At 66.9% G+C, this 21,521-nt stretch carries 20 protein-coding genes and 1 riboswitch; of the genes, 9 read left to right on the top strand and 11 right to left on the bottom strand.

All coding sequences use genetic code 11. From position 1 onward, the window contains the following. Positions 1-143: 143 nt before the first annotated feature. The gene (locus QZ755_RS03740; protein WP_294319886.1) at positions 144-3,458 is read right to left on the bottom strand and encodes an autotransporter domain-containing protein; all 3,315 of its coding nucleotides are present in this window, start codon (positions 3,456-3,458) and stop codon (positions 144-146) included. Between the two features lie 328 nt (positions 3,459-3,786). Here QZ755_RS03740 and QZ755_RS03735 point away from each other — a divergent pair, with 328 nt between their 5' ends. After that, complete coding sequence (locus QZ755_RS03735) at positions 3,787-7,083, top strand: glycosyltransferase (protein WP_294319884.1); 3,297 nt, start codon at positions 3,787-3,789, stop codon at positions 7,081-7,083. A gap of 15 nt (positions 7,084-7,098) precedes the next feature. Here the strand turns inward: QZ755_RS03735 and QZ755_RS03730 are convergent, their stop codons facing one another. The 5 genes from QZ755_RS03730 to QZ755_RS03710 form a co-directional block, all read right to left on the bottom strand. Then, the gene (locus tag QZ755_RS03730; RefSeq protein ID WP_294319882.1) at positions 7,099-7,452 is read right to left on the bottom strand and encodes a hypothetical protein; all 354 of its coding nucleotides are present in this window, start codon (positions 7,450-7,452) and stop codon (positions 7,099-7,101) included. Positions 7,453-7,490: 38 nt separating this feature from the next. Continuing rightward, complete coding sequence (locus QZ755_RS03725) at positions 7,491-7,796, bottom strand: hypothetical protein (RefSeq protein ID WP_294319880.1); 306 nt, start codon at positions 7,794-7,796, stop codon at positions 7,491-7,493. A gap of 61 nt (positions 7,797-7,857) precedes the next feature. Next, positions 7,858-9,207, bottom strand: a complete 1,350-nt coding sequence (locus tag QZ755_RS03720) for an ATP-binding protein (protein WP_294319879.1) — start codon at positions 9,205-9,207, stop codon at positions 7,858-7,860. Beyond that, a complete protein-coding gene (locus QZ755_RS03715) occupies positions 9,201-9,884 on the bottom strand; it encodes a response regulator transcription factor (protein ID WP_294319877.1) in 684 nt (227 codons plus the stop codon). The genes QZ755_RS03720 and QZ755_RS03715 overlap by 7 nt, the downstream gene beginning before the upstream one ends. After that, positions 9,856-10,260: a hypothetical protein gene (locus QZ755_RS03710; protein WP_294319875.1), complete on the bottom strand. Its 405-nt coding sequence runs from the start codon at positions 10,258-10,260 to the stop codon at positions 9,856-9,858. The genes QZ755_RS03715 and QZ755_RS03710 overlap by 29 nt, the downstream gene beginning before the upstream one ends. A gap of 128 nt (positions 10,261-10,388) precedes the next feature. Here QZ755_RS03710 and QZ755_RS03705 point away from each other — a divergent pair, with 128 nt between their 5' ends. The 6 genes from QZ755_RS03705 to QZ755_RS03680 all read left to right on the top strand — a co-directional run bounded on the left by QZ755_RS03705 (position 10,389) and on the right by QZ755_RS03680 (position 16,770). Further along, entirely contained in the window at positions 10,389-11,432 is a 1,044-nt protein-coding gene (locus QZ755_RS03705) for a LacI family DNA-binding transcriptional regulator (protein ID WP_294319873.1), read from the top strand. Positions 11,433-11,563: 131 nt separating this feature from the next. Further along, a complete protein-coding gene (locus QZ755_RS03700; RefSeq protein ID WP_294319870.1) occupies positions 11,564-12,568 on the top strand; it encodes a ferritin-like domain-containing protein in 1,005 nt (334 codons plus the stop codon). A 20-nt stretch (positions 12,569-12,588) separates the two neighbouring features. Continuing rightward, a complete protein-coding gene (locus QZ755_RS03695) occupies positions 12,589-13,602 on the top strand; it encodes a ferritin-like domain-containing protein (RefSeq protein WP_294319868.1) in 1,014 nt (337 codons plus the stop codon). 24 nt (positions 13,603-13,626) lie between these two features. Next, positions 13,627-14,955 carry an Nramp family divalent metal transporter gene (locus QZ755_RS03690; protein ID WP_294319866.1) on the top strand — a complete coding sequence of 443 codons (1,329 nt, stop codon included), beginning with the start codon at positions 13,627-13,629 and terminating at the stop codon, positions 14,953-14,955. Positions 14,956-15,031: 76 nt separating this feature from the next. After that, positions 15,032-15,126: riboswitch (yybP-ykoY riboswitch) on the top strand. 82 nt (positions 15,127-15,208) lie between these two features. Beyond that, a complete protein-coding gene (locus QZ755_RS03685; protein WP_294319864.1) occupies positions 15,209-15,784 on the top strand; it encodes a manganese efflux pump MntP family protein in 576 nt (191 codons plus the stop codon). A 38-nt stretch (positions 15,785-15,822) separates the two neighbouring features. After that, positions 15,823-16,770, top strand: coding sequence for a nitronate monooxygenase family protein (locus QZ755_RS03680; protein WP_294319861.1), 948 nt, complete (start codon positions 15,823-15,825; stop codon positions 16,768-16,770). A gap of 9 nt (positions 16,771-16,779) precedes the next feature. Here the strand turns inward: QZ755_RS03680 and QZ755_RS03675 are convergent, their stop codons facing one another. Together QZ755_RS03675 and QZ755_RS03670 are read right to left on the bottom strand one after the other, a co-directional pair. Then, entirely contained in the window at positions 16,780-17,238 is a 459-nt protein-coding gene (locus QZ755_RS03675; protein ID WP_294319859.1) for a DUF1465 family protein, read from the bottom strand. An 82-nt stretch (positions 17,239-17,320) separates the two neighbouring features. After that, the gene (locus tag QZ755_RS03670) at positions 17,321-17,518 is read right to left on the bottom strand and encodes a DUF465 domain-containing protein (RefSeq protein WP_294319857.1); all 198 of its coding nucleotides are present in this window, start codon (positions 17,516-17,518) and stop codon (positions 17,321-17,323) included. Between the two features lie 152 nt (positions 17,519-17,670). Between QZ755_RS03670 and QZ755_RS03665 the strand changes: the two genes are divergently transcribed. Next, positions 17,671-17,826 (top strand): YdcH family protein, encoded by a 156-nt coding sequence (locus QZ755_RS03665; protein ID WP_082443088.1) that lies wholly within the window; start codon positions 17,671-17,673, stop codon positions 17,824-17,826. Between the two features lie 44 nt (positions 17,827-17,870). On the opposite strand, the gene dksA is transcribed toward QZ755_RS03665, so the two are convergent. The 3 genes from dksA to QZ755_RS03650 all read right to left on the bottom strand — a co-directional run bounded on the left by dksA (position 17,871) and on the right by QZ755_RS03650 (position 20,099). Beyond that, positions 17,871-18,338, bottom strand: a complete 468-nt coding sequence (gene dksA, locus QZ755_RS03660; RefSeq protein ID WP_294319853.1) for an RNA polymerase-binding protein DksA — start codon at positions 18,336-18,338, stop codon at positions 17,871-17,873. A 216-nt stretch (positions 18,339-18,554) separates the two neighbouring features. Then, the gene (locus tag QZ755_RS03655) at positions 18,555-19,613 is read right to left on the bottom strand and encodes a hypothetical protein (protein ID WP_294319851.1); all 1,059 of its coding nucleotides are present in this window, start codon (positions 19,611-19,613) and stop codon (positions 18,555-18,557) included. 54 nt (positions 19,614-19,667) lie between these two features. Next, the gene (locus tag QZ755_RS03650) at positions 19,668-20,099 is read right to left on the bottom strand and encodes a host attachment family protein (protein ID WP_294319849.1); all 432 of its coding nucleotides are present in this window, start codon (positions 20,097-20,099) and stop codon (positions 19,668-19,670) included. Between the two features lie 95 nt (positions 20,100-20,194). Here QZ755_RS03650 and serS point away from each other — a divergent pair, with 95 nt between their 5' ends. Further along, the gene (serS, locus tag QZ755_RS03645) at positions 20,195-21,472 is read left to right on the top strand and encodes a serine--tRNA ligase (protein ID WP_294319848.1); all 1,278 of its coding nucleotides are present in this window, start codon (positions 20,195-20,197) and stop codon (positions 21,470-21,472) included. Positions 21,473-21,521: the final 49 nt, after the last annotated feature.

Here is a 21,521-nt window from a genome sequence, read left to right as displayed (position 1 = left end):
GCTCGGACGAGACGAGGGCGGCTCCGACCTTGCCGACCACCCGGTCGACGTGACGCAAAAAGGCGGTGGTCCGGTCGGGACCACCGCCTTTTCGCATTCCATCGTATCGCCCGGCGCGCCGCGACGCGCCGGGCAAGTGTGGATCAGAAGCGCACCTTCACCGTGCCGCGATACGACTGGTTGCGGATGTCGCGTTCGATCGTGGTGTCGGCCGCGACCGAGAATTCGACCTTGTCGCTGCCGAATGCGAAGCCGCCGCCGACTTCGCCCCACTCCTTGTCGCGGCTGGGCAGTGCGAACGCGGCGCTCGGCCCGATCCCGTTCGCGAAGTTCGCGGTGAAGAACGTCGCGCCATCGTCGAACTCACGGACATAATAGGCCGAGGCGAACGGACGGAAGCCACCGAACGCACCGTCCAGCACCGCACCGGCACGCCCCTGCAGGCTGGTGTAGTTGTCGGCATCATAGCGCAGCGCCGGACCGCCGCCGGTTTCGACCGTCGGGGTAAAGCCCAGCTGGCTGGCACGAACCGCAACGCGCGGGCCGATATGCAGCTGATCGGTGCCGAACAGATAGCCGGCACCCACCTCTGCCGAGAGCGCCAGCGCATTGTCGCGAGCGCGCAGGGTAAAGGGCGTGGTGCCCAGCGTCACGTTGCGGCTGGTACGCGCCTGATACACGCCCGCACCGAATTGTGCGTCAACCGTGACGCCCATCGGCGCCTGCACCTTGCCATACAGCGTACCTTGGATCAGTTCGCCGCGTGCCAACTGGCCGAAGCGCTGCTGCCCGTCGACATCGCTGTACGACAGGCCGAAGCCCAGCACGGCGGTATCCGACAGCGCCTTTTCCACGCCGGCTGCGATGTAGAAGCCGTCGAACTCGTCACGGCCGCCCATCGGGTTGGCGGTCGGCATCCCCGGCGCGCTGCCCCGGATATAGCCGCCGGCGAGGAACGCGCTGGCATCGTCCGGCAGCACGCCTTCGCGCACCGACGTAACCGACGCGTCGGTCTGCGCCGCAACACCCATCGTCGGCGCCATCACGGCCCCCACGACCACATCGGTCGGCCGGCCCATCACCGCAAGCGTGCCCCCCAGCGGCTGTGCCGGATCGATCGCGGCCAGCCGCTCGCGGTAGAAGCGGGCGACATTGTCCATCGCCGCCGTACCGATCGCGCGCTTGGTTACCTCGGTCCGCGGCGCCAACCCTTCGAGCGAAGCCTGGATGCCGGCCTGCGTCTGCAGGTCGAGGATGCCATAGGCTTCGGAGACCGCCGAATAGTTGCTGCGATTCTGATCGAGCAACTGCGCATAGGCGGTCTGGATCGGCGTCTGTGCGACCACGCTCGAATAGCTGCCGGCATCGATCCGTGCAGTCACGCTGTTGGCCGTGTAGCTCAGCACCGGGCGCAGGATCGCGCTGAGCGCCCCCGGCTGGGCGAAGCGACCGCGGATTTCACCAGCGGCGGTCAGGATCGTGTAGCTGTTGTTGTAGCGGATATTGCTGCCGGCGACCGGGTTGAACAGCACCGACCCGCCGATGCTGGCCAGACCGTCGGTCGTGCCGTTGCGGACGACGGCGATGCTGTCCGACACGCCACTATTGCCGATATCGATCGCCAGCTGCGTACCCGATGCCAGGATCAGGTTGCCGCCGATGGTCAGCGTCCCCACGGTGCCGAGCGTTCCTGGCGCGACCGTGCCGCTGACGCTGGTCAGGAAGCGCGAGTCGACCCGGCCCGACCCGCTCAGCAGCCCGCCGAGCAGGAAGTAATCGCCGCCGGTACGCACGCGTCCGTCGACGATCGTCTGGCCGTTCAGCTGGTTGATCTCGATCAGGCTGGTGAGCGAACCGGTGCTGGCGACGTTCAGACGCGCCGCGCTGTTGGCGATCGACAGGCGGTCGATCGTCACGCTGGTGTCGAGCGTCGTCGTCCCCGCCGCGCCCAGCGTCACGTCGAAATAGCGCGCGACGATGCCCGACGCCTTTACCGGGTCGCTGTTGTTCGGCACGAAATTCGACGCACCCGGCAGGCCGTTGGCCAGCGTCGCGGCGCCAACCGCCTTGGCGGCCGGACCGGCATCGACCGGATCGCGCGCGACCGCGACACCATCCTGATAATAGATTCCGGTCGCCAGATCCTTGCAGATCGAGCTGGACGCGCTTTCGAAGCACAGCTTCCCGAAATCCCCGCCCGAACCGGCTTCGCCCTGCCCGGCCGTCGTCGGCACGCCGTTCACCAGCTTGCCGTTCTGGATGACCTGATAGCTGGGATCGAGTTCGGTCTGCCAATGGGTGGCGTCGGTCCATTTGGCATCCCCGGCCTTCGCGCTGACGTAGCGATACGGGTTCGATGCGACGATATAGTCCCAATAGAGGTAGAGCGGCTGATAGAAGGACGTCGTGCCGAACGACGAAGAAGGCTGTGCCGCATAATAGCGCGTGCCGCCCGACAGCACACCCAGCACGACGGGCTTGCCCAGCGCCTTGTCGAGGATCAGCGGACCGCCCGAATCGCCGCCTGCGGTGATGCCTTCGTTGGGAAGCGCATTGTCCTTGAACAGGTTGAAATCGAACCGGCTCGCCGACGATGTGCCGCGGCGCGGATCGTCGAGGTCGGTCATGTAGAGATTCTGGTTCAGCGTGCGCCCGCTATCGCCGTACAGGAACATGTCGACATCGCTGAGCGAGGTCAGCGCGCCGAGATAATTCTCAGCCACGCGCCGTCGATAATCGATCCCGCCGGTATCGCCGTTCAGCCCGGTGCCGTTGCGGCCATAGCCGGTGATGACGACGTGATAGCCGGTGCCGGTCGCGTCATTGATCGACGACGGCGCGGGCAGCGCGGAAAACAGCAGTGCCCATGCCGGAATGCCGACCGCAGGCGTGTCGAGCGTGGCGATGGCGACGTCGGATTGCAGGAAACCGCGATTTTCGGTCTTCAGCGAATCGGTCAGGTAAGAAACCTGGTTGACGTTGAACATGGCGTTGGCCGGGGTCGAGCGAAACGCGGTCACGCCCGTCGTCGCATTGCCGAACAGCCAGTCGCGCACGCCCTGCAGATTGTCCGCCTTGAAGCCGAACGCCATCTGCTTGTTGCCCGATTCGGTGCCATAGGCGCTGGCCGGGCTGGTATTCATGCAATGGGCGGCCAGAATCACCATGCGCGGGTTGACCAACGTACCGGTGCAGAGGCTCAGGCTGCCGCCGCCCTGGTTGATGAACATCTGACCGACGCCGGTGATGTCGTTCGGGTCGCGCGCCGTCGTGGGCGTGCCTGGCGGGTTGATTACGACCTGCGGTTCGTCGACCGACGACCCGCCGGGCATGACGCCGCCGGGCGCGATGCCCGCCGGAGCGATGCTGACCGGCGCGGCAGAGATCGTGCCGACATGCGGCGCGTCGAAGGATTCGACCGGCCGCTCCTGCGCCTGCGCCTGCATGGCGAAGGGCATGACCGATGTGAGCAGCGCGCAACGAGCCACCCGGCGGAAACCCGCCGTCCGACGCAATACCATGTGTGTTCCCCTGTAGTCCAAACGGCCCGAAACCGCCGCAATATCGGTATCCTATGCTTTGGCCGGGGGCTGTCAATTCATCGCAACAGGCATCGATCATCAATAAATGCGGATGGGGCCATCTGTTGCAAACCGGCATCACCCGCCGCGGCACGCGGGTGACCAAAAGTTCATGTTGCGCTCACCGCCCTGCCGACCCCGATCCCCTAACGCGGCAATACAAGGGCGTATCGTGCGCCCGGCACAGCCTTGAGGTCGCCGCGACGTGAGCAAGCCCATCTTTTTCGATCCCACCGGTCGGCGCGGCGTATGGGCGCGGCGCGGGGTCGCGTTGCTGATCCTCGCAGTCATGCTGGCGGCGATCGCCTTTGCCACCACGCTGGTGCTGACCCCGCGCACGCTGGGGATGCCGCTGCCCTTCGCCCGGCGGCATGGGGAAACATTCGCGCCGCGGGGCGATGGCCTTGCCAGGCATGGCCGCTGGTTGCCGCGTACCACCGCGCCCTCGCCCGGCTCGCCGCTCACCATCGGCTTCTACGTCCCCGATACCGCCGGCGGCCTGTCGTCGTTGCAGCGGCATATGACCGGCCTCGACTGGGTGGTGCCGGCCTTCATCACGGTCGTCGGGCAACAGGTCCACGCGATCGACGACCCGCGCCTTGCGCAGCTGATGGCCGGCGTACGCCATGCGCCCAAGGTGCTGCCGATGGTGCAGAACCTGACCGAAGAGGCGTGGGACGGTGCCGGCGCCGCCAGGATGCTGGCCGATCCGACCGCGCGCGCCGCGTTGGTCGCGCAACTGGCCGGCTATGTGCAGGCGCACCACGCTGCCGGGCTGGTGATGGATTATGAAAGCCTGCCCGCTGCCGCCGTCGCCCGCTATCCCGCCTTCCTGGCACAGCTGCACGCGGCACTGCCCAAGGGCGCGATCCTGGCGGTGACCGCACCGGCAGGCGATCCCGACTGGCGCCTGAACGGCATTGCACGCACCACCGACCGTGTGATCCTGATGGCCTATGACGAACATTGGGAAAGCGGCACCCCCGGCCCGATCGCGTCGCAGCCGTGGTTCATCGCGCAGGTCGAACAGGCGATCCGCCAGGTCGGTCGCGACAAGCTGGTCGTGGCGCTGGGCAGCTATGCCTATGACTGGCACGATGGCGGCGCCGACGCGCTGTCGATCGAGGAAGCGTGGCTGGCCGCGCATGACTCCTCGGCACAGATCGGGTTCGACCGGTCGAGCGGCAATGCCGGCTTCACCTATGACGACGAACGCGGCAGCCGCCATCAGGTATGGATGCTGGATGCGGCGACCAGCTGGAACGAACTGGCGGCGCTGCGGCGCATGGGCCTCGACGATGTCGCGCTGTGGCGTCTGGGCAGCGAGGATGCCGGTATCTGGAACGATCTAGCCGCGTTCCGCACCCCCGACCGGGTGCCCCGGATCAACCGGCTGCAAAGCGCGGTGAACGTCGATGTCGAGGGATCGGGCGAGGTCCTGCGCATCACGAACAGGCCGAGCGACGGGCAGCGCGCGCTGCAATTCGATCGCGACGGCATGATCGCCGACGAACGCTACACCGCCCTTCCCACCCCCTATGTCGTGCAGCGCACCGGCGCCGCCGATCCGAAGGCGATCGCGCTGACGTTCGACGACGGCCCCGATGCGACGTGGACGCCCCCGATCCTGAATGCGCTGGAAAAGGCCGGCGTTCCCGCGACCTTCTTCGTCGTTGGCGAAAATGCGCTGGAACATCCTGGCCTGTTGCAGCGGATGGTGCGTGACGGCGACGAGATCGGCAACCACAGCTATACCCACCCCAACCTTGCCACCACGGGCGAACGCACGACCAAGCTGGAGCTGAACGCGACCCAGCGGTTGATCCAGGCCTATACCGGGCGGTCGACCACCCTGTTCCGCGCGCCCTATTTCGGCGACGCCGAACCGACGACGATGGACGAAATCGCCCCGGCGCTGCTGGCACAGGATCTGGGCTATACCGTCGTCGGGCTGCACGTCGACCCGAACGACTGGCAGCGGCCGGGCACCGATGCCATCGTCCGACAGGTCGTCGAGCAGGTCGAGGACGCCAGCGCCGACAGTTCGCGCAACGTCGTGCTGCTGCATGACGGCGGCGGCGACCGGCAGCAGACGGTCGATGCCCTGCCGCGCATCATCGCGATCCTGAAGGCAAAGGGCTATCACTTCGTCACCGCGTCGCAGCTGGTGGGCGTGCCCCGCGCGGTCGCGATGCCGGCGGTGACCGGGCGCGACCTGATGGCGGTGCGTACCGACGTCGCGATCTTCATCGTGCTGGCGGCGATCTCGGTCACCCTCGCATGGCTGTTCTACCTCGCCATCGGCCTCGGCATGGCGCGCGCGGTACTGATGGCGGCGCTCGCCTGGTTCCAGTCGCGGCGGCAGCGTCCGACCCCGCCGGACTATCACCCCAGCGTCTCGGTCATCATCCCGGCCTATAACGAGGAACGCGTGATCGCCGATTCGGTCGCCCGCGTGCTGGCCAGCGACTATCCGGGATTGCAGGTGATCGTCGCCGACGACGGGTCGAAGGACGCGACCAGTCAGGTCGTCCGAAACCGCTTTGCCGCCGATCCGCGCGTCACGCTCCTCACGCTCGCCAATGGCGGCAAGGCGGCGGCGCTCAACCGCGCGCTGTTGCAGGCCGAGGGCGAGGTCATCATCGCGCTCGACGCCGATACGCAGTTCGAACCGACGACCATCGCCCGGCTGGCGCGCTGGTTCGCCGATCCGAAGCTGGGCGCGGTCGCGGGCGATGCGCGGGTCGGTAACCGGGTTAACCTCGTCACCCGATGGCAGGCGGTCGAATATATCACCGCGCAGAACCTCGAACGTCGCGCGCTTGCCGGGTTCGACGCGATGACCGTGGTGCCGGGCGCCGTCGGCGCATGGCGGCGGGCCGCGCTGGACGCGGTGGGCGGCTACCCCGAAGATACGCTGGCCGAGGATCAGGACCTGACCATCGCAATCCAGCGTGCCGGCTGGCGCGTGACTTACGATCCGCGCGCCGTCGCCTGGACCGAAGCACCCGAAAGCTTCAAGGCGCTGGCCAAGCAGCGCTATCGCTGGGCATTCGGTACGCTGCAATGCCTGTGGAAGCACCGTCGCGTGCTGATGACCGGCAAGCCCGCCGGCCTCGCCCGGATCGGCCTGCCGCAGGCATGGCTGTTCCAGATCTTCTTCGCCGCCATTTCGCCGCTGATCGACCTTGCGCTGATCCTGTCGATCGTCGGCACGGCGGTCCGCGTCGCACAGCATGGCTGGGCACAGACCAGCGGCGATGTGGGACAGATGGGGCTGTACTGGCTGTGCTTCACTGCGATCGACGTCGCGTGCGGCTGGGTCGCATACCGGCTGGACGGCAATAAGGCGCGCTACCCCGCGCACCTGCTGGTCGCGCAGCGGCTGGTGTACCGTCAGATCATGTATTGGGTCGTGCTGCGCGCCATCGCATCGGCGATCGGCGGGTTCGTGGTCGGCTGGGGCAAGCTCGAGCGCAGCGGTCGGGTGGAGGCCGCCTGACCCCGGCGGGGCGGCCTACCCCGCCGCCCCGTCCTCTGCCGCAAGCCGGTCTAGCCATGCCTGCGCCTGCCGGGGTTCCCCCATCGCCTGCGGGCTGACCGGTCCGCGCGACTTCAGGAACTGCTGGCGCAGCTCGAACGGCGGCAGACCGAGTTGGTCTCGCGCGGCGTCGATCGCATCGCCCAGCTCCTCCAGATGATCGATGACCGGCGCGATCGCCGCCCGCGTCTTGCGATCCGCCTGATGATCGAACAGCCCCCATTTGCCCGCGGCGGTCCGCCGCAGCGCCTCGATCAACGCGGTACGATACTCGGTTTCCTGTTCCAGCCGGAGGTCGTCCAGCCGGGCGAGACGATCTGCCTTTGCCATGGGCTGCCCTTAAGCCACCGGCAGCATCGGCGCTACCGTCAGAAACCGATCCGGAGACGTGCCATCAACCGCGGAACGGTGACACCGCCAGCCAGCCCAGCACTCTCCCCCTCGGCCGCGAGCGTCGCCTTGTCCGAAAGGCGAACCTGCGCCCTGCCCGATGTATCGGAGCGTCGGTCCGGAACAGGATGCAGGCGATAGCGCTCGTCATCGCGCTTGCCGCAGATCACGATTACATCCTCACCCGCGTTCCGATCGCAGGCTGGCTCGGGCAACAGCGGCTTCAGGTCGATCCGCAGTGGCGGTTCTGCGGTCGCCTGTATCAGCAGCAGCACCGACCACATCACCCGTCTCCCGCGTCCGCCACAGTGTCCGGTGCGAATGCGGCGGCACGAGGGCCGACCGCTACCGCGCCACCGTCATCCGCGCTGCCAGCCCCGGCGCATTGTCACCCAGCTCGAGCGTACCACCATGCAGATGGGCGACGGCCGCGACCAGCGACAGCCCCAGCCCCGCCCCGCTTTCGGTGCGCGCCGCATCCAGCCGGCCGAACCGGCGCAGCGCATCGACACGGCGCTCCTCCGGAATGCCGGGGCCGTCATCGGCAACCGTGATCGCAACGGCTCCGGCCACCTCAACCACACTCATATGGATCGTGCCGTCACCATATTTCAATGCGTTATCGACCATATTTGCCACCGCCTGTCCGATCATCTCGCGATTGGCGGGCACGGTGATTGGGGGTGCCTGCGTCACCACGATCGTCAGCCCGCGATCCTCGGCCAGTGGTTCGAACATATCGGCGACATCGGCGACCAGCGCTGACAGGTCGACCGACTGGAACGCCTCCCGCCCGATCCCCGCCTCGGCACGGGTAATGCGCAGCGCCGTGTCGAGCATCCCCAGCAACCGGTCGCCCTCGTCCATCGCGCGCAGCACCGCCACGCGCCCATCTTCGCCCTCCGCCGCGGCCAGCGCGCGTTCCAGCGTGGCACGCAACCGGGTGAGCGGGGAGCGCAGGTCATGCGCCAGCCCGTCGGTCGCCAGCTTCAATTCGCCCACCAGCGTCGCGATCCGGTCCAGCATCGCATTGACCGATCGGCCCAGCGCCTCGAACGCATCGCTGCCACCGTCCAGCGCGACCCGCCGGTCGAGGTCGCCCGCCGTCACCGCCGCCACCGTCTGCGCCGTCCGTACCAGCCGCGCGGCGATCAGCCGGGCGGCCGCCCAGCCGGCCAACCCGGCAAGCAGCAGCGCGACGATCATCGCCGCGACCATCGCCACCTCCATCGCCCCGACGAACGCCAGTTCCCCCTCGATAACATGCCCGGTCAGCAACCGCGTGCCGTCCGGCAGGACGGTGCCGATCACCCGCATCGCCTCGGGCTGACTGCGCGCCACGCGAAATATTTCGATCGTGGCGGGCGGTCCGATCTCGACATTGGGCGGCCAGGCGGCAACGTTTCCTGCCAGCACCCGACCATCGCGGTGCATGACCAGCACGACCGATTGCGGCCGGTCGCTGCGGTCCAGCCGGGCCTCGGCCGCCCGCACCAGCCCGTCGACGCCGTCCGATGCCCATCCCTCCAGCAACAGCGCACGCAAATGGGCCGCATGATCGGTCGCACTGGTCGTCAGCCGGTTCTCGGTGATCGTCCGAACGGTCAACAGGACGACCGCCGCGCCCGTGATCTGCAGCGCGAACACCAGCAGGGCAAAGCGGACCGTAGCCGAACGGCTGAACCGCTTCAGCATTCGGCCCCTAGCTTATATCCCGACCCCCGCACCGTATGCAGCAGGCGGCGTTCCTCGCCATCGTCGATCTTGCGGCGCAGCCGGCTGATATGCACGTCGGTCACGTTACTGCCGGGGTCGAAATGATAATCCCACACCCCTTCGAGCAGCATCGTGCGGGTCACCACCTGCCCGGCATGGCGCAGCAGATATTCGAGCAGGCGGAATTCGCGCGGCTGCAGGTCGATCACCCGCTGCCCGCGTCGTACCCGGCGGGCCAGAAGGTCCATCTCCAGATCGTCGCAGGTGAGCTTCGTCTCGACCGCCGGGCCGCCCGCCTGTTGCCGCCGCGTGAGCAGGCGGACGCGCGCGAGCAGTTCGGCGAACACGAACGGCTTGGTCAGGTAATCGTCCGCCCCCTGGGTCAGCCCGGCGACCCGGTCGTCGGGCGACCCCATCGCCGACAGGATCAGGACCGGCGTCACAACCCCGGCGGCGCGCATCGCCGCGACCGCCGCCATGCCGTCCATCTGCGGCAGCATCCGGTCCATGACGATCGCGTCATAGCCGCCGTCGATGGCGTGGAACAGGCCGTCGCGGCCATTGCTGGCGCGATCGACGTTGAAACCGGCCTCGGTCAGCCCCTTGGCGATATAGCTTGCGGTTTGTTCATCGTCCTCGACGATCAGGATCTTCACCTTGGCGCTCCTCCGGCCGCCGCAATAACAGCGTCCGGGCGCCCGCGTCACCCCTTGCCGCGACATGCAGCACCGCAACGTCGTCCGCCTCCGCCCGCACCAGCATGGCCGGAGTCGGTGCAGCCAGCCCGTCGACCCGGTCGATGACGTCGCCGACGCGCAATCCCGCCGCCTGCGACGGCCCGCCCGTCTCCAGACTGGTGACGACCAGCCCATCGGGCGCGTCGGCGGTGGTCAGCGTGGCGCCACCGGCCGTCATCTCCGCTGGACCGCTGTCGATCATGCTCCAGGCGGCGATCGCGATGGCGCAGGCCACAAGACCGCTCAGGGCAATCCCGCGCGCCGGCACCCGCAATCCTTCCGTCGCCCCGTCCATCGGCGTCTCCCGTCCATGCCACGATGCCCGATCACGCCGGTCGGGGGCATGGGCGTCAGATGAAGAGGTTGTCATGTTCGGCCATGGCACCGGTTGACATGTGCGCGGCGGCGTGGAGGAGATGCCCCATGAAGTCCCCCCGATCGCGTCCGTCGCGGCGCATCACCATCGTCGACGTCGCGCGCCATGCGGCCGTATCGACCAAGACCGTGTCCCGCGTGTTGAACGGCGAACCGCATGTCACCGATGCGGTGCGCGACCGCGTTCGCGAAGCGGTGCGCGTGCTGGACTACCATCCCAATATCATGGCGCAGGGGTTGGCGCGGCAACGATCGTACCTGATCGGGCTGGTCTATGAAAATCCGTCCCCCAGCTACGGCGTCGACCTGCAGATGGGCGTGCTGGAACGGCTGCGCGGCGAACGCTACCGGCTGGTCGTGCTGCCCGTCCGGTCAGTCAACGACCATGCGGACGAAGTCGTCGGACTGTTGCGCTCGGCGGCGATCGACGGCGTGGTGCTGGCGCCACCGGCATCGGACAGCCGCCGCATCCTCGACGAACTCGTCGGCATCGGGATGCCGTTCGCGCGGATCTCGCCCACCCGTTTCGACGATATCGTGCCGGGCGTCGTGGTCGACGACGTCATCGCCGCCGCCGAAGTCGCCGCCGCCGTGCTGGCGCAGGGGCATCGCCGGATCGGCATCATCAAGGGCGATCCGACCCACGCGGCCAGCGGCGCGCGCATGGCCGGCTATGCCGATGCCTTTGCCGCCGCCGGGGTCGCGATCGATCCCGACCGGGTGATCGACGGCCTCTTCACCTTCGATTCGGGTTTTGCCGCCGCGCGGACGTTGCTCGACCGGCCCGACCGGCCGACCGCGATCCTGGCACAGAATGACGACATGGCGGTCGGCGCGCTGATGGCTGCGCGTGAAGCGGGGATCGACGTTCCGGCCGGCCTGTCGATCGTCGGGTTCGACGATTCGGAAATCGCCCGCATCACCTGGCCCCGCATCACTACCATGCGGCAGCCGGTGTTCGACATGGCGGTCAGCGCGACCTCGCTGCTGCTCGACCAGCTGGCCGGCACCCCCGTACCGGCGACCATCGCGCACGAACATCGCCTGATCCTGCGCGAATCGATCGCACCCGCGCCTGACCTTGGGGGGTAGCGTCGCGCGGCGACAGCCAATACAGCACGCACAATCGATATGTCGGTCGATCCCGGCCGCATATCAGGGAGAGGTCCGGGTCGTTCCGCCAATCGCGGGGCGGGGCCGCCAGGGTTTAAGGGAACCGGTAGATGACCGACGAGACACAGATGGTTGAAATCCTCGATGCGCGGACCCGCCGACGCGAGGAACGCCGGGACTTTTTTCGCGCATTCGGTGCGGTGGCGGCCGTGGGCAGCGGCATTGCGCTGACGTCCTGCGGCGGTAATGGCGCAACGCTGACCCCAACGCCGACGCCCACCCCCACGCCGACCCCGTCCGCCACCAATTCCAGCGGGTTCACCGACCTCGACGTGCTGAATTTCGCGTTGAACCTCGAATATCTCGAAGCGCAATTCTATGCCTTTGCCGTCAACGGCACGGGTCTCGCCTCGACGCTGCTGACCGGTACCGGCACGGCGGGCACGGTGACAGGGGGCAAGAAGGCCAATCTGAGCGACCCGATCGTCGCCAATTATGCCCGCGAAATCGCGCAGGACGAGGTCGCGCACGTCGAATTCCTGCGCAACGCGCTGGGATCGGGGGCGATCGCCATGCCCAATCTCGACATCAGCGCGACCGCGACCAGCGCCTTTTCGAACGCGGCCCGTGCCGCCGGGCTGATTGGCCAGGGTGCAACGTTCGATCCGTATGAGAATGACGACAATTTCCTGCTCGCCGCCTTCCTGTTCGAGGATGTCGGCGTCACCGCCTATCGCGGGGCGATGGGCGGCATCGCCAACGCGCTGATCCGCCAGGCGGCATCGGGCATCCTCGCGACCGAATCCTATCACGCGGCGATGATCCGCTCGGCGCTCTACATGCGCGGGCTGTCCACGCCGACGCTGATCGATTCGACCGAAGCGATCTCGAATGCGCGCGACGGGCTGGACGGGGCCAGCGACATCGACCAGGGCGTGCGCCCGATCGGCGACCAGTCGAACATCATGCCGTTCGATTCCACCACCGGCCTGCCCTATGGCCGCACCACCGGACAGGTGCTGAACATCGCCTATCTGAACCGTAGCGCCGTCACGGCCGGCGGGTTCTTCCCCGCAGGTGTCAACGGCGCCATCAAGTCCAGCGCGGCGAACTGAGCCTTTCGGGAGCGACCCAGATGACCAACGAATCGATCCTGTCGATGCTCGACACCAATGATGGCCGCCGCGCCGATCGCCGCGATTTCCTGCGCAACGCGGGCGGCGTATCTGCCGTGGTTGCCGGCGCATCGCTGCTGGCGGCCTGTGGCGGCAATAGCAGCAACCCAGCGCCGACCCCGACCCCCACGCCGACCGCGTCGGGTTCGGCCACGCCGACGCCCACCGCCAGCCCGCTGACCGATGCCGACGTGCTGAACTTCGCGCTGAACCTCGCCTATATCGAGGCGCAGTATTTCAGCGGCGTCACGACCGGCGCCGGGCTGTCCGCCAACCTGCTGACTGGAACCGGCACCGCCGGCGCCGCGACCGGCGGACGCCAGCGCACCTTTGCCGATCCAGTCTTCGGCCAGTTCGCCCGCGAGATCGCCGCCGACACCCGGAACCACGTTTCGCTGTTGCGTGGCGTCATCGGGTCGCCGGTCATCGCCCAGCCGACGATCGACCTCGGCGTCACCGCGACCAGCGCCTTCTCGAACCTCGCCCGCGCGGCGCAGCTGATCACCACGACCTCTGCGACCTATGACGTCTATGCCAGCGACGAACAGGTGATGCTGGGGGCGTTCGTGTTCGCCGATGTCGCGGTCACCGCCTATCGCGGGATCGCCGCATCGGTCACCGGCGCGGCGTTCATCGACGCGATTGCCGGCATGGTGTCGGCCAAGGCCTATCATGCCGGCCTGATCCGCGCGGCGCTGTATCGCAAGGGGATCGCCACCGCGTCGATCATCGACGCGACCGAAGCGCTGTCGAACGCGCGCGACAGCCTCGATGGCGTCACCGACATCGATCAGGGCGTAAAGCCGGTCAACAATGCGTCGAACATCGTGCCGACCGATGGCAGCGGCCTGACCTTTGCCCGCTCGCCGGCACAGGTGCTCAACATCCACTACCTCACCCGCGCCTCGGTCACCGCCGGCGGTTTCTTCCCGGCGGGGGTCAATGGCGCGCTGAAGACCAGCAACGCCTCGTAACGGCGTAATTCGGGAGCGTATCGCATGGCCCCTCCGACCAGCGCCGACGCTCCCGACCGGCGCCCCAGCCTGCCGGGATCGTTTCGCACGATCCCGGTGCCCGCGGGCGCGGGACAATTCTGGCGCAAGCTGGGTGCCTTTGCCGGGCCGGGTTATCTGGTCGCGGTCGGCTATATGGACCCCGGCAACTGGGCGACCGACATCGCCGGCGGGTCGGCATTCGGCTACACGCTGCTGTCGGTCATCCTGTTGTCGAACATCATGGCGATGGTGCTACAATCGCTGTCGGCGAAGCTCGGCATCGTCACCGGCCTCGACCTTGCCCAAGCGTGCCGCGAATATTATCCCGCGCCCGTCCGATGGGTGCTGTGGGCACTGTGCGAACTGGCGATCATCGCCTGCGACCTCGCGGAAGTCATCGGCACTGCGATCGCGCTGCAGCTCCTCTTCGGCATCCCGCTGGTGTGGGGCGTATGCATCACCGCGGTCGACGTGATGCTGATTCTGCTGCTCCAGCAATATGGCTTTCGCAAGCTGGAGGCGTTCATCGTCGCGCTGCTGCTGGTGATCGCCGGCTGTTTCGCGGTCGAGCTGTTCCTCGCGCAGCCGTCGATCGCCGCCATCGCGAACGGACTGATCCCGACGACGGACATCGTGACCAATCCGGCGATGCTCTACATCGCCATCGGCATCCTCGGCGCGACCGTGATGCCGCATAATCTCTATCTCCATTCCTCCATCGTGCAGACGCGCAGCTTCGACCGCAGCCCGGAGGGACGGCGCGAGGCGGTGAAGCTGGCGACGATCGACAGCTCGATCGCGCTGATGCTGGCGCTGTTCATCAACGGATCGATCCTGATCCTTGCCGCAGCGACCTTCCACACCGCCGGACGCACCGATGTGGCGGAAATTCAGGACGCGTACCAGTTGCTCACCCCGATGCTGGGCGCAGGCGCCGCCAGCATCCTGTTCGCGGTCGCCCTGTTGGCATCGGGGCAGAATTCGACGATCACCGGCACGCTCGCCGGGCAGATCGTGATGGAAGGCTTTCTGAACATCCGCCTGCCCGCGTGGTTGCGGCGGATCGTCACCCGGCTGCTCGCCATCATCCCGGCGGTCGTCGTCGCCAGCCTGTACGGCGACAGCGGCACCGCACGGCTCCTGATCGGCAGCCAGGTCGTGCTGAGCCTGCAATTGCCCTTCGCCGTCTATCCGCTGGTCCGCTTCACCGGTGACCGGGGCAAGATGGGCGCCTTCGCCAACCGCCCGGTGCTGGCCGTCGCCGCCTGGACGATCTGCGCGGCGGTAATCGTGCTGAATTCGGTCCTGCTCTATCAGGTCGTGTCCGGATAATCCGCTCGATCAATCGGACCATATTGATCGCATTTTCCCGATTGCCCGTGACGCCACCACAACATATTGCGGCCGAACTCTTGGGGAGTAGCTACCCGCGGTAATGCGGGGTCATCGTCAACATCCTTGCGCCACTTGGTGCATGGCGATGACAGCAGGATTGATCCTGCCCGGCGAGACCAACGACCAGCATGTCACGCTTCGTGGCCACGGACATGCGCGTCGTTCGGTATCTGGCCCTGAAAGTATTGCAATGCCCGGCATCCTGACCCTTGGCGCGCTTGGCGCCAGCCTGTCCGTCGACGCCTTCGCCGCCGCGTTGGGAAAGGGTGCGACCGAACGCCGCAGCGGCCTGTCCGATGCGTTGAAGGTCGGCATCGTGTTCGGCTTCTTCGAAGCGATCACGCCCGCGATCGGCTGGCTGCTCGGCTTCCTGCTGAACGACTGGATCGCGAGCTACGACCATTGGGTAGCGTTCGGGCTGCTACTGGCAGTCGGCGGATACATGCTGCGCGAAGCATTTCAGGGCGATGCCGCGGAAGCGGCAGCCGCCGATAGCGATGGGAAGCCCAGCTATCTCCGCCTTGCCGCCACCGCCATCGCGACCAGCATCGATGCGGCGGCAGTCGGCGTTTCGCTGGCGCTGATGGACATCAATATCTGGGTCGCCTGCCTCATCATCGGCGGCACGACGACGTTGATGGCGACGATCGGGGTGCTGCTGGGCAAGCATATCGGCCCCTATCTCGGCCGCTATGCCGGCATTCTGGGTGGACTGGTGCTGATCGCGATCGGCGGATCGATCCTGGCGCAGCACCTGTCGGCCTGAGTACTGGACAGCCAACATGGTTGCGCTATGAAACTCATATGGCGCTACCTCCCTTGTTCGAAAGGCTGACGATCCCGGTCATCGGGTCGCCGCTGTTCATCATCTCCGGTCCAGACCTGGTGATCGCCCAGTGCAAGGCGGGGATCGTCGGTTCCTTCCCCGCGCTGAACGCCCGGCCGCAGGCGCAACTCGACGAATGGCTCCACCGGATTACCGAGGAACTGGCGGCCCACGACCGTGCCCATCCCGATCGTCCGTCGGCACCGTTCGCGGTTAACCAGATCGTGCATCGATCGAACGACCGGCTGGAAGCGGACCTCGCCACCTGTGCCAAATGGAAGGTGCCGATCGTCATCACGTCGCTCGGCGCGCGCGAGGACCTGAATACTGCCGTCCATGGCTGGGGCGGAATCACGCTGCACGACGTCATCGACGACCGCTTTGCGCACAAGGCGGTGGAAAAGGGCGCCGACGGGCTGATCCTCGTCTGCACCGGCGCCGGCGGCCATGCCGGGCGGCTGAACCCCTTCGCCTTCACGCAGGAGGTTCGCCAGTGGTTCGACGGGCCGCTGGCCCTGTCCGGCGCGATCGCCAATGGCGGTGCGGTGCTGGCGGCGCAGGCGGCCGGAGCCGATCTGGCCTATGTTGGCTCGCCCTTCATCGCCACCGCCGAAGCCAATGCGGTGGCGGCATACAAGCAGGCAGTGGTCGACGGCCGCGCAGGCGATATCGTCTACAGCAACCTGTTCACCGGGGTGCATGGCAATTATCTGCGCGCGTCGATCGTTGCTGCGGGACTGGACCCCGATGCGCTGCCCGACAGCGATGCCTCCGCAATGAATTTCGGTTCGGGCGCCAAGGCGTGGAAGGACATCTGGGGCGCGGGCCAGGGGATTGGTGCGGTTGATGCCGTCGTTCCCGCCGCCGATCGGATCGCGCAGATGGCGGCGGAATATCGCATCACCCGCCACAGGCTTCTCGGGTAACCGCTGATCCTATAGCTGCATCGCCAGCCGTTCGAACATCGCCCGCGCCGGGCTGGCCGGCGGCGGACTGGACTTCGACCGTTCGATCCGTTCGGCGCGACGATACAGGTCGATACTGGCCAGGATCAGTGACTGCGTGGCGGCGGGCATCGTCGCCAGCACCGCTTCCTCGGTCACCGGCGGCGTCGCCAGCGCCCGCAGCGGATCGTCATCCAGCTCGGCGGCGATCTCGCCCGCGTCGATCGCACGCTGGGTGAGCAGCCACGCGATGACATGCATCAGCCGCGTGGTGATCTTCAGCGACTCGCACGACAGGACCACCCGCGCCATCGGGTCGAGCATCGCCCGATCGCCCTGCCCCGCATCGTTGAAATAGGATCGCGCCTCGTCGGCCAGCACCATGGCTTCGACATAGAGCGAGTCGATCAGTCGGCGATGAACGCCCGCCCCGGTTCCGGATGCTTCCATGGCCCTGTCGATGCCATGCGCCCCGGCGGGACGACAAGAGCGCAATCGCCCGCAACCGTCCCTGAACGCGACGGTTTGAACGTTACGCGATGATGTCGGGGATCAACTGGTCCTCGATCAACGCGATCTCGTCACGCAGCCGCAACTTGCGGCGCTTCAGGCGGGCGAGCTGCAGCTGGTCGGCCTGCGCCGCCGTGGCCAGCGCGGCAATGGCGTCATCGAGGTCGCGATGCTCGATCCTGAGCAGCCCCAGCCGATGTTCGAGATCCGATTCGTCCATGGACGGTGACTTTCGCTCGGGTGCAGGTCGCTGGCAACGGCCTGTCGGTCATTTTCGCACGTCGCGTCGAAAATGACCGAAGGGGCATGGCGACAATCGGGGCCGGCTGTGTTCTATTCACTCCCCCAACAGCCAAGCAGGAGGATGCAACGATGCAGTCTGCCCACCTCAACGCCCTCGAAGCGAAACATGCGACGCTCGATCGCCAGATCGCCGCGGAAGCGCAGCGCCCCTCGCCCGACCAGTCGCTGCTGTCCTCGCTCAAGAAACGCAAGCTGATGGTGAAGCAGGAGATGACGGCGATCTGACGTTCTCCGCGCGGGGTCGGCGCCGGCCCCGCGCATCGCTACCGTCAATCTTCGCGCGACACCTTTTCCTGGCGCTCGTGACGACTCTGCGCCTCGACCGTCATCGTCGCGATCGGACGTGCTTCCAACCGGCCCAATGCGATCGGTTCACCGGTCACTTCGCAATAGCCATATTCGCCGTCATCGATCCGGCGCAGCGCCGCCTCGATCTTGGCGATCAGCTTGCGCTGGCGATCGCGGGTGCGCAGTTCGATCGAAAAGTCGGTTTCGCTCGACGCGCGATCGGTCAGGTCGGCCTCGCGCAGCGATTCGTTCTGCAGATGCGACAGCGTATCCTGCGCCTCGCGGTGGATCGCATCCTTCCACGCCAGCAGCTTGGCCCGGAAATAGGCCTGCTGCCGCGGGTTCATGAACGGCTCGTCCGCATGAGGACGATACCCCGTGCCATCGTCGTTCGCCGGCGGCGGTGGCAAGTCGAGAGGTTGTTTGGTGTCGCTCAAAACCGTAGCCATCCCCATGTCTCCACCCAGGGGCATCCCTCTACGAAGCCCGCGGGGTGCCCTCTCTTCTTCCGCGCGCCTATATCGAGCGGGGGGCGGCTCCACAAGCGCCGAGGAACAAGGGACGATTCGTCCGCCGCATCCGCGACGGGTTCCGATCCACCCACTCTTGCCGCTCGTCCCTTTACGGTACGTTAACCGTACCGAAATGCTGGCGCTTCAGCCGTTTCAGAAATATGACCCCGCTATTAGAGTCATTGCGGTCTGAACTTTACGGTTTCTTTCGCCTTGATGATGCAGGACGGGCCGGCGCGGTATCTCTGGATACGCAGTCAGGGTCTTTTGGGAAGAGTGGTGCGGCATGTCGGTAAAGATGGCATTGGCGAAACTGTGCGCATGTGCCTGCGGCGGCGCCGTCATCGGCGGCGGGGCCGTCCATGTGGCCGAATCGTCGCATAACCGCGAAATCACGAAGCGTGCGATCACCAAGCGCGCCATCACGAAGCGGGTCGCCGCGCGCCCCGCCCCCAAGCGGATCGTCAAGCGCATCGTCACCCGCACCAAGACCGTCTGCGCACCGACGGTAGTGACCGTCGCCAGCCAGGCGGACCCGGTACCGCTGCCCCCCGCCTTTGCCGGCGCGGACATGCCGCAGCTGTCGGGCGGCGGCTTCGGCCCCGGCCCGGTGCTGGTCGGTGGCACCGGCGGCGGCGGGATCGGTGGCGGCTTCTTCGCAGGCGGCTTCTTCGGCGGCGGCAGCGGGTCGGGCGGGTCGAGCGGCATCGTCGTATCGTCGACCTCCAGCACCAGCGGCTCGACCTCCACCTCGGCAGGTGGATCTTCGACCAGCACCGGCGGCGTATCCAGCACCAGCAGCACCTCGTCGGCATCGGGCGGCAGCAGCGGCAACGTGTCCAGCTCCTCCAGCGGCAACGTCTCGTCCTCGTCGAGCGGGAACGTGTCGACGTCCACCTCATCCAGTGGCAACGTCTCCACGTCGACCTCTTCGAGCGGCAATGTCTCGACCTCGACATCCTCAAGCGGCAACGTATCGACCAGCACGTCGTCGGCTTCCTCGGCCTCGACCAGCGCTTCGACATCCTCCGCGTCGTCGTCGTCCACCTCATCCTCGTCGAACGGCGACACCCCGCCCGGCCCGCCGACCCCGGTACCCGCACCGCCGATGCTGCTGCTGTTCGGCGGGGCCGCCGCCGCGCTGGTCCTGCGCAAGCGGTTCGCGCGCAAGGCGAGCAGCGACGCCGCCTGATCGTATCGATCGGGCAGCAAAACGGACCGCGTGGAGCCTCCACGCGGCCCGTTTTTCATTCACACCCCTGCGACTCAGGCGTTTGCGAGCAGCTTTTCAATCTGATCCACCGGATGGCCGGTCAGGTCCTTGTCGAGTTCGCCGGCCAGCTTGTCGCTGACTGCCTTGTGATAATGCTTGCGCATCTCGCCCAGCGTCTTCGGCGGGGCGACGATGATCAGTGACTCGAAATCATTGGCCAGCGCGCGCTTGCGCAACAGCTCCGCCGCTTCCGCCGCGAACCGGTCCTCGGCCTGCTGGTGGAAATCGGTTTCGCCCATCGTGCCGCCGGTGGTCGACGATGCCTGTCCCGCCGCATCGGTCTTCTGGTGGCGGTCGGCCGGGTTCGCCTGCAGCTTCTGGTCCTCGACGATCAGGTTGGGTGCATCCGCATCGCCTTCATTGCGGAAGAACAGCATCTTGCGACCATCGGCAACCAATATGCAGGCGTCGTGGGGAATGCGCATCGTCCATCTCCTTGGGGCTTGTCGGCGAATGAACGCGTCACCGGGCGCGGCGGTTGCGGCTTGCATGGCTTCGCGTGCCTCGCCATAGCCCGGCCATGCACGACATCCGCCTGATCCGCGACGATCCCGCCGCCTTTGACGCCGCCCTCGCCCGCCGCGGCCTCGACCCGCGATCGGCAGACATCGTGGCGCTGGACGAGCGCCGCCGCGCGTTGTTGACCGAGGTACAGGTGGCACAGGCGCGCCGCAACGAGGCGTCGAAGGCGATCGGCGCAGCCAAGGCGAAGCGTGACGAGGAGACCGCCGCCGCGCTGATGGCCGAAGTCGCCGCGATCAAGGAACGGATGCCTGCCGTCGAGGCGGAAGAAGCCCAGCTTGGTGAAGAGTTGAACGGCGTGCTGGCGTCGATTCCCAACCTGCCGCTTGCCGATGTGCCGCAGGGTGCGGGCGAGGACGAGAATGTCGTCGAAAAGACGGTCGGCGACCCGACCGCCTTCGGCTTCACGCCCGCCGAGCATGACGCCATCGGTCCGGCGATCGGCCTCGATTTCGAAACCGGGATCAAGCTGTCGGGCGCGCGCTTTACGCTGGTGCGCGGTGCCGCCGCCAAGCTGCACCGGGCGCTGGGCCAGTTCATGCTCGATACGCTGACCGGCATCCATGGCTATGAGGAGGTCGTGCCTCCGGTACTGGTGCGTGGCGAGGCGCTGTACGGCACCGGACAGCTGCCCAAATTCGCCGAGGACCTGTTCAGGACCACCGGCGACCACTGGCTGATCCCGACCGCCGAAGTGTCGCTGACCAACATCGTCGCCGGTGAAATTCTGGCCGAGCGCGAACTGCCGCTGCGCTTCACCGCGCTCACCATGTGTTTCCGGTCCGAAGCCGGTGCCGCCGGGCGCGACACGCGCGGCTTCATCCGCCAGCATCAGTTCGAAAAGGCGGAAATGGTGTCGATCACCACCCCCGACCAATCGGAAGCCGAGCATGAGCGGATGACGCAGGCGGCCGAGGACATCCTCAACCGGCTGGTCCTGCCGTTCCGTCGCATGAAGCTGTGTACCGGCGACATGGGCTTTACCGCCGCCAGGACCTACGATCTCGAAGTGTGGTTGCCGGGGCAGCAGCGCTACCGCGAGATTTCGAGCTGTTCGACCTGCACCGATTTCCAGGCGCGCCGGATGAACGCGCGCTATCGGCCGGAGGGGGAGAAGGCGACCCGCTTCGTCCATACCCTGAACGGATCGGGACTGGCGGTCGGCCGCACGCTGGTCGCGGTGCTGGAGAATTACCAGCAGGCCGACGGGTCGGTCGTCGTACCCGACGCGTTGCGCCGCTATGTCGGACAGGACGTGCTGACGCCGAACGGCTGACGCCTTTCCCGTGAGCGTCGCGATGGTTAAGGTCGCGGGCGGGATCGCA

The sequence above is a fragment of the uncultured Sphingomonas sp. genome (assembly GCF_913776855.1).
Taxonomy (GTDB): Bacteria; Pseudomonadota; Alphaproteobacteria; order Sphingomonadales; family Sphingomonadaceae; genus Sphingomonas.
This window is presented reverse-complemented; position numbering and strand designations above follow the sequence as displayed.

Bases quoted from the DNA above. Each gene is read 5' to 3' on its own strand.
- QZ755_RS03695 (WP_294319868.1), top strand. From the start codon at position 12,589: ATGACCAACGAATCGATCCTGTCGATGCTCGACACCAATGATGGCCGC.
- QZ755_RS03675 (WP_294319859.1), bottom strand. From the start codon at position 17,238: ATGGAAGCATCCGGAACCGGGGCGGGCGTTCATCGCCGACTGATCGAC.
- serS (WP_294319848.1), top strand. From the start codon at position 20,195: ATGCACGACATCCGCCTGATCCGCGACGATCCCGCCGCCTTTGACGCC.
- QZ755_RS03730 (WP_294319882.1), bottom strand. From the start codon at position 7,452: ATGGCAAAGGCAGATCGTCTCGCCCGGCTGGACGACCTCCGGCTGGAA.
- QZ755_RS03725 (WP_294319880.1), bottom strand. From the start codon at position 7,796: ATGTGGTCGGTGCTGCTGCTGATACAGGCGACCGCAGAACCGCCACTG.
- QZ755_RS03690 (WP_294319866.1), top strand. From the start codon at position 13,627: ATGGCCCCTCCGACCAGCGCCGACGCTCCCGACCGGCGCCCCAGCCTG.
- dksA (WP_294319853.1), bottom strand. From the start codon at position 18,338: ATGGCTACGGTTTTGAGCGACACCAAACAACCTCTCGACTTGCCACCG.
- QZ755_RS03720 (WP_294319879.1), bottom strand. From the start codon at position 9,207: ATGCTGAAGCGGTTCAGCCGTTCGGCTACGGTCCGCTTTGCCCTGCTG.
- QZ755_RS03665 (WP_082443088.1), top strand. From the start codon at position 17,671: ATGCAGTCTGCCCACCTCAACGCCCTCGAAGCGAAACATGCGACGCTC.
- QZ755_RS03670 (WP_294319857.1), bottom strand. From the start codon at position 17,518: ATGGACGAATCGGATCTCGAACATCGGCTGGGGCTGCTCAGGATCGAG.
- QZ755_RS03650 (WP_294319849.1), bottom strand. From the start codon at position 20,099: ATGCGCATTCCCCACGACGCCTGCATATTGGTTGCCGATGGTCGCAAG.
- QZ755_RS03710 (WP_294319875.1), bottom strand. From the start codon at position 10,260: ATGGACGGGGCGACGGAAGGATTGCGGGTGCCGGCGCGCGGGATTGCC.
- QZ755_RS03680 (WP_294319861.1), top strand. From the start codon at position 15,823: ATGGCGCTACCTCCCTTGTTCGAAAGGCTGACGATCCCGGTCATCGGG.
- QZ755_RS03700 (WP_294319870.1), top strand. From the start codon at position 11,564: ATGACCGACGAGACACAGATGGTTGAAATCCTCGATGCGCGGACCCGC.
- QZ755_RS03705 (WP_294319873.1), top strand. From the start codon at position 10,389: ATGAAGTCCCCCCGATCGCGTCCGTCGCGGCGCATCACCATCGTCGAC.
- QZ755_RS03685 (WP_294319864.1), top strand. From the start codon at position 15,209: ATGCCCGGCATCCTGACCCTTGGCGCGCTTGGCGCCAGCCTGTCCGTC.
- QZ755_RS03740 (WP_294319886.1), bottom strand. From the start codon at position 3,458: ATGCCCTTCGCCATGCAGGCGCAGGCGCAGGAGCGGCCGGTCGAATCC.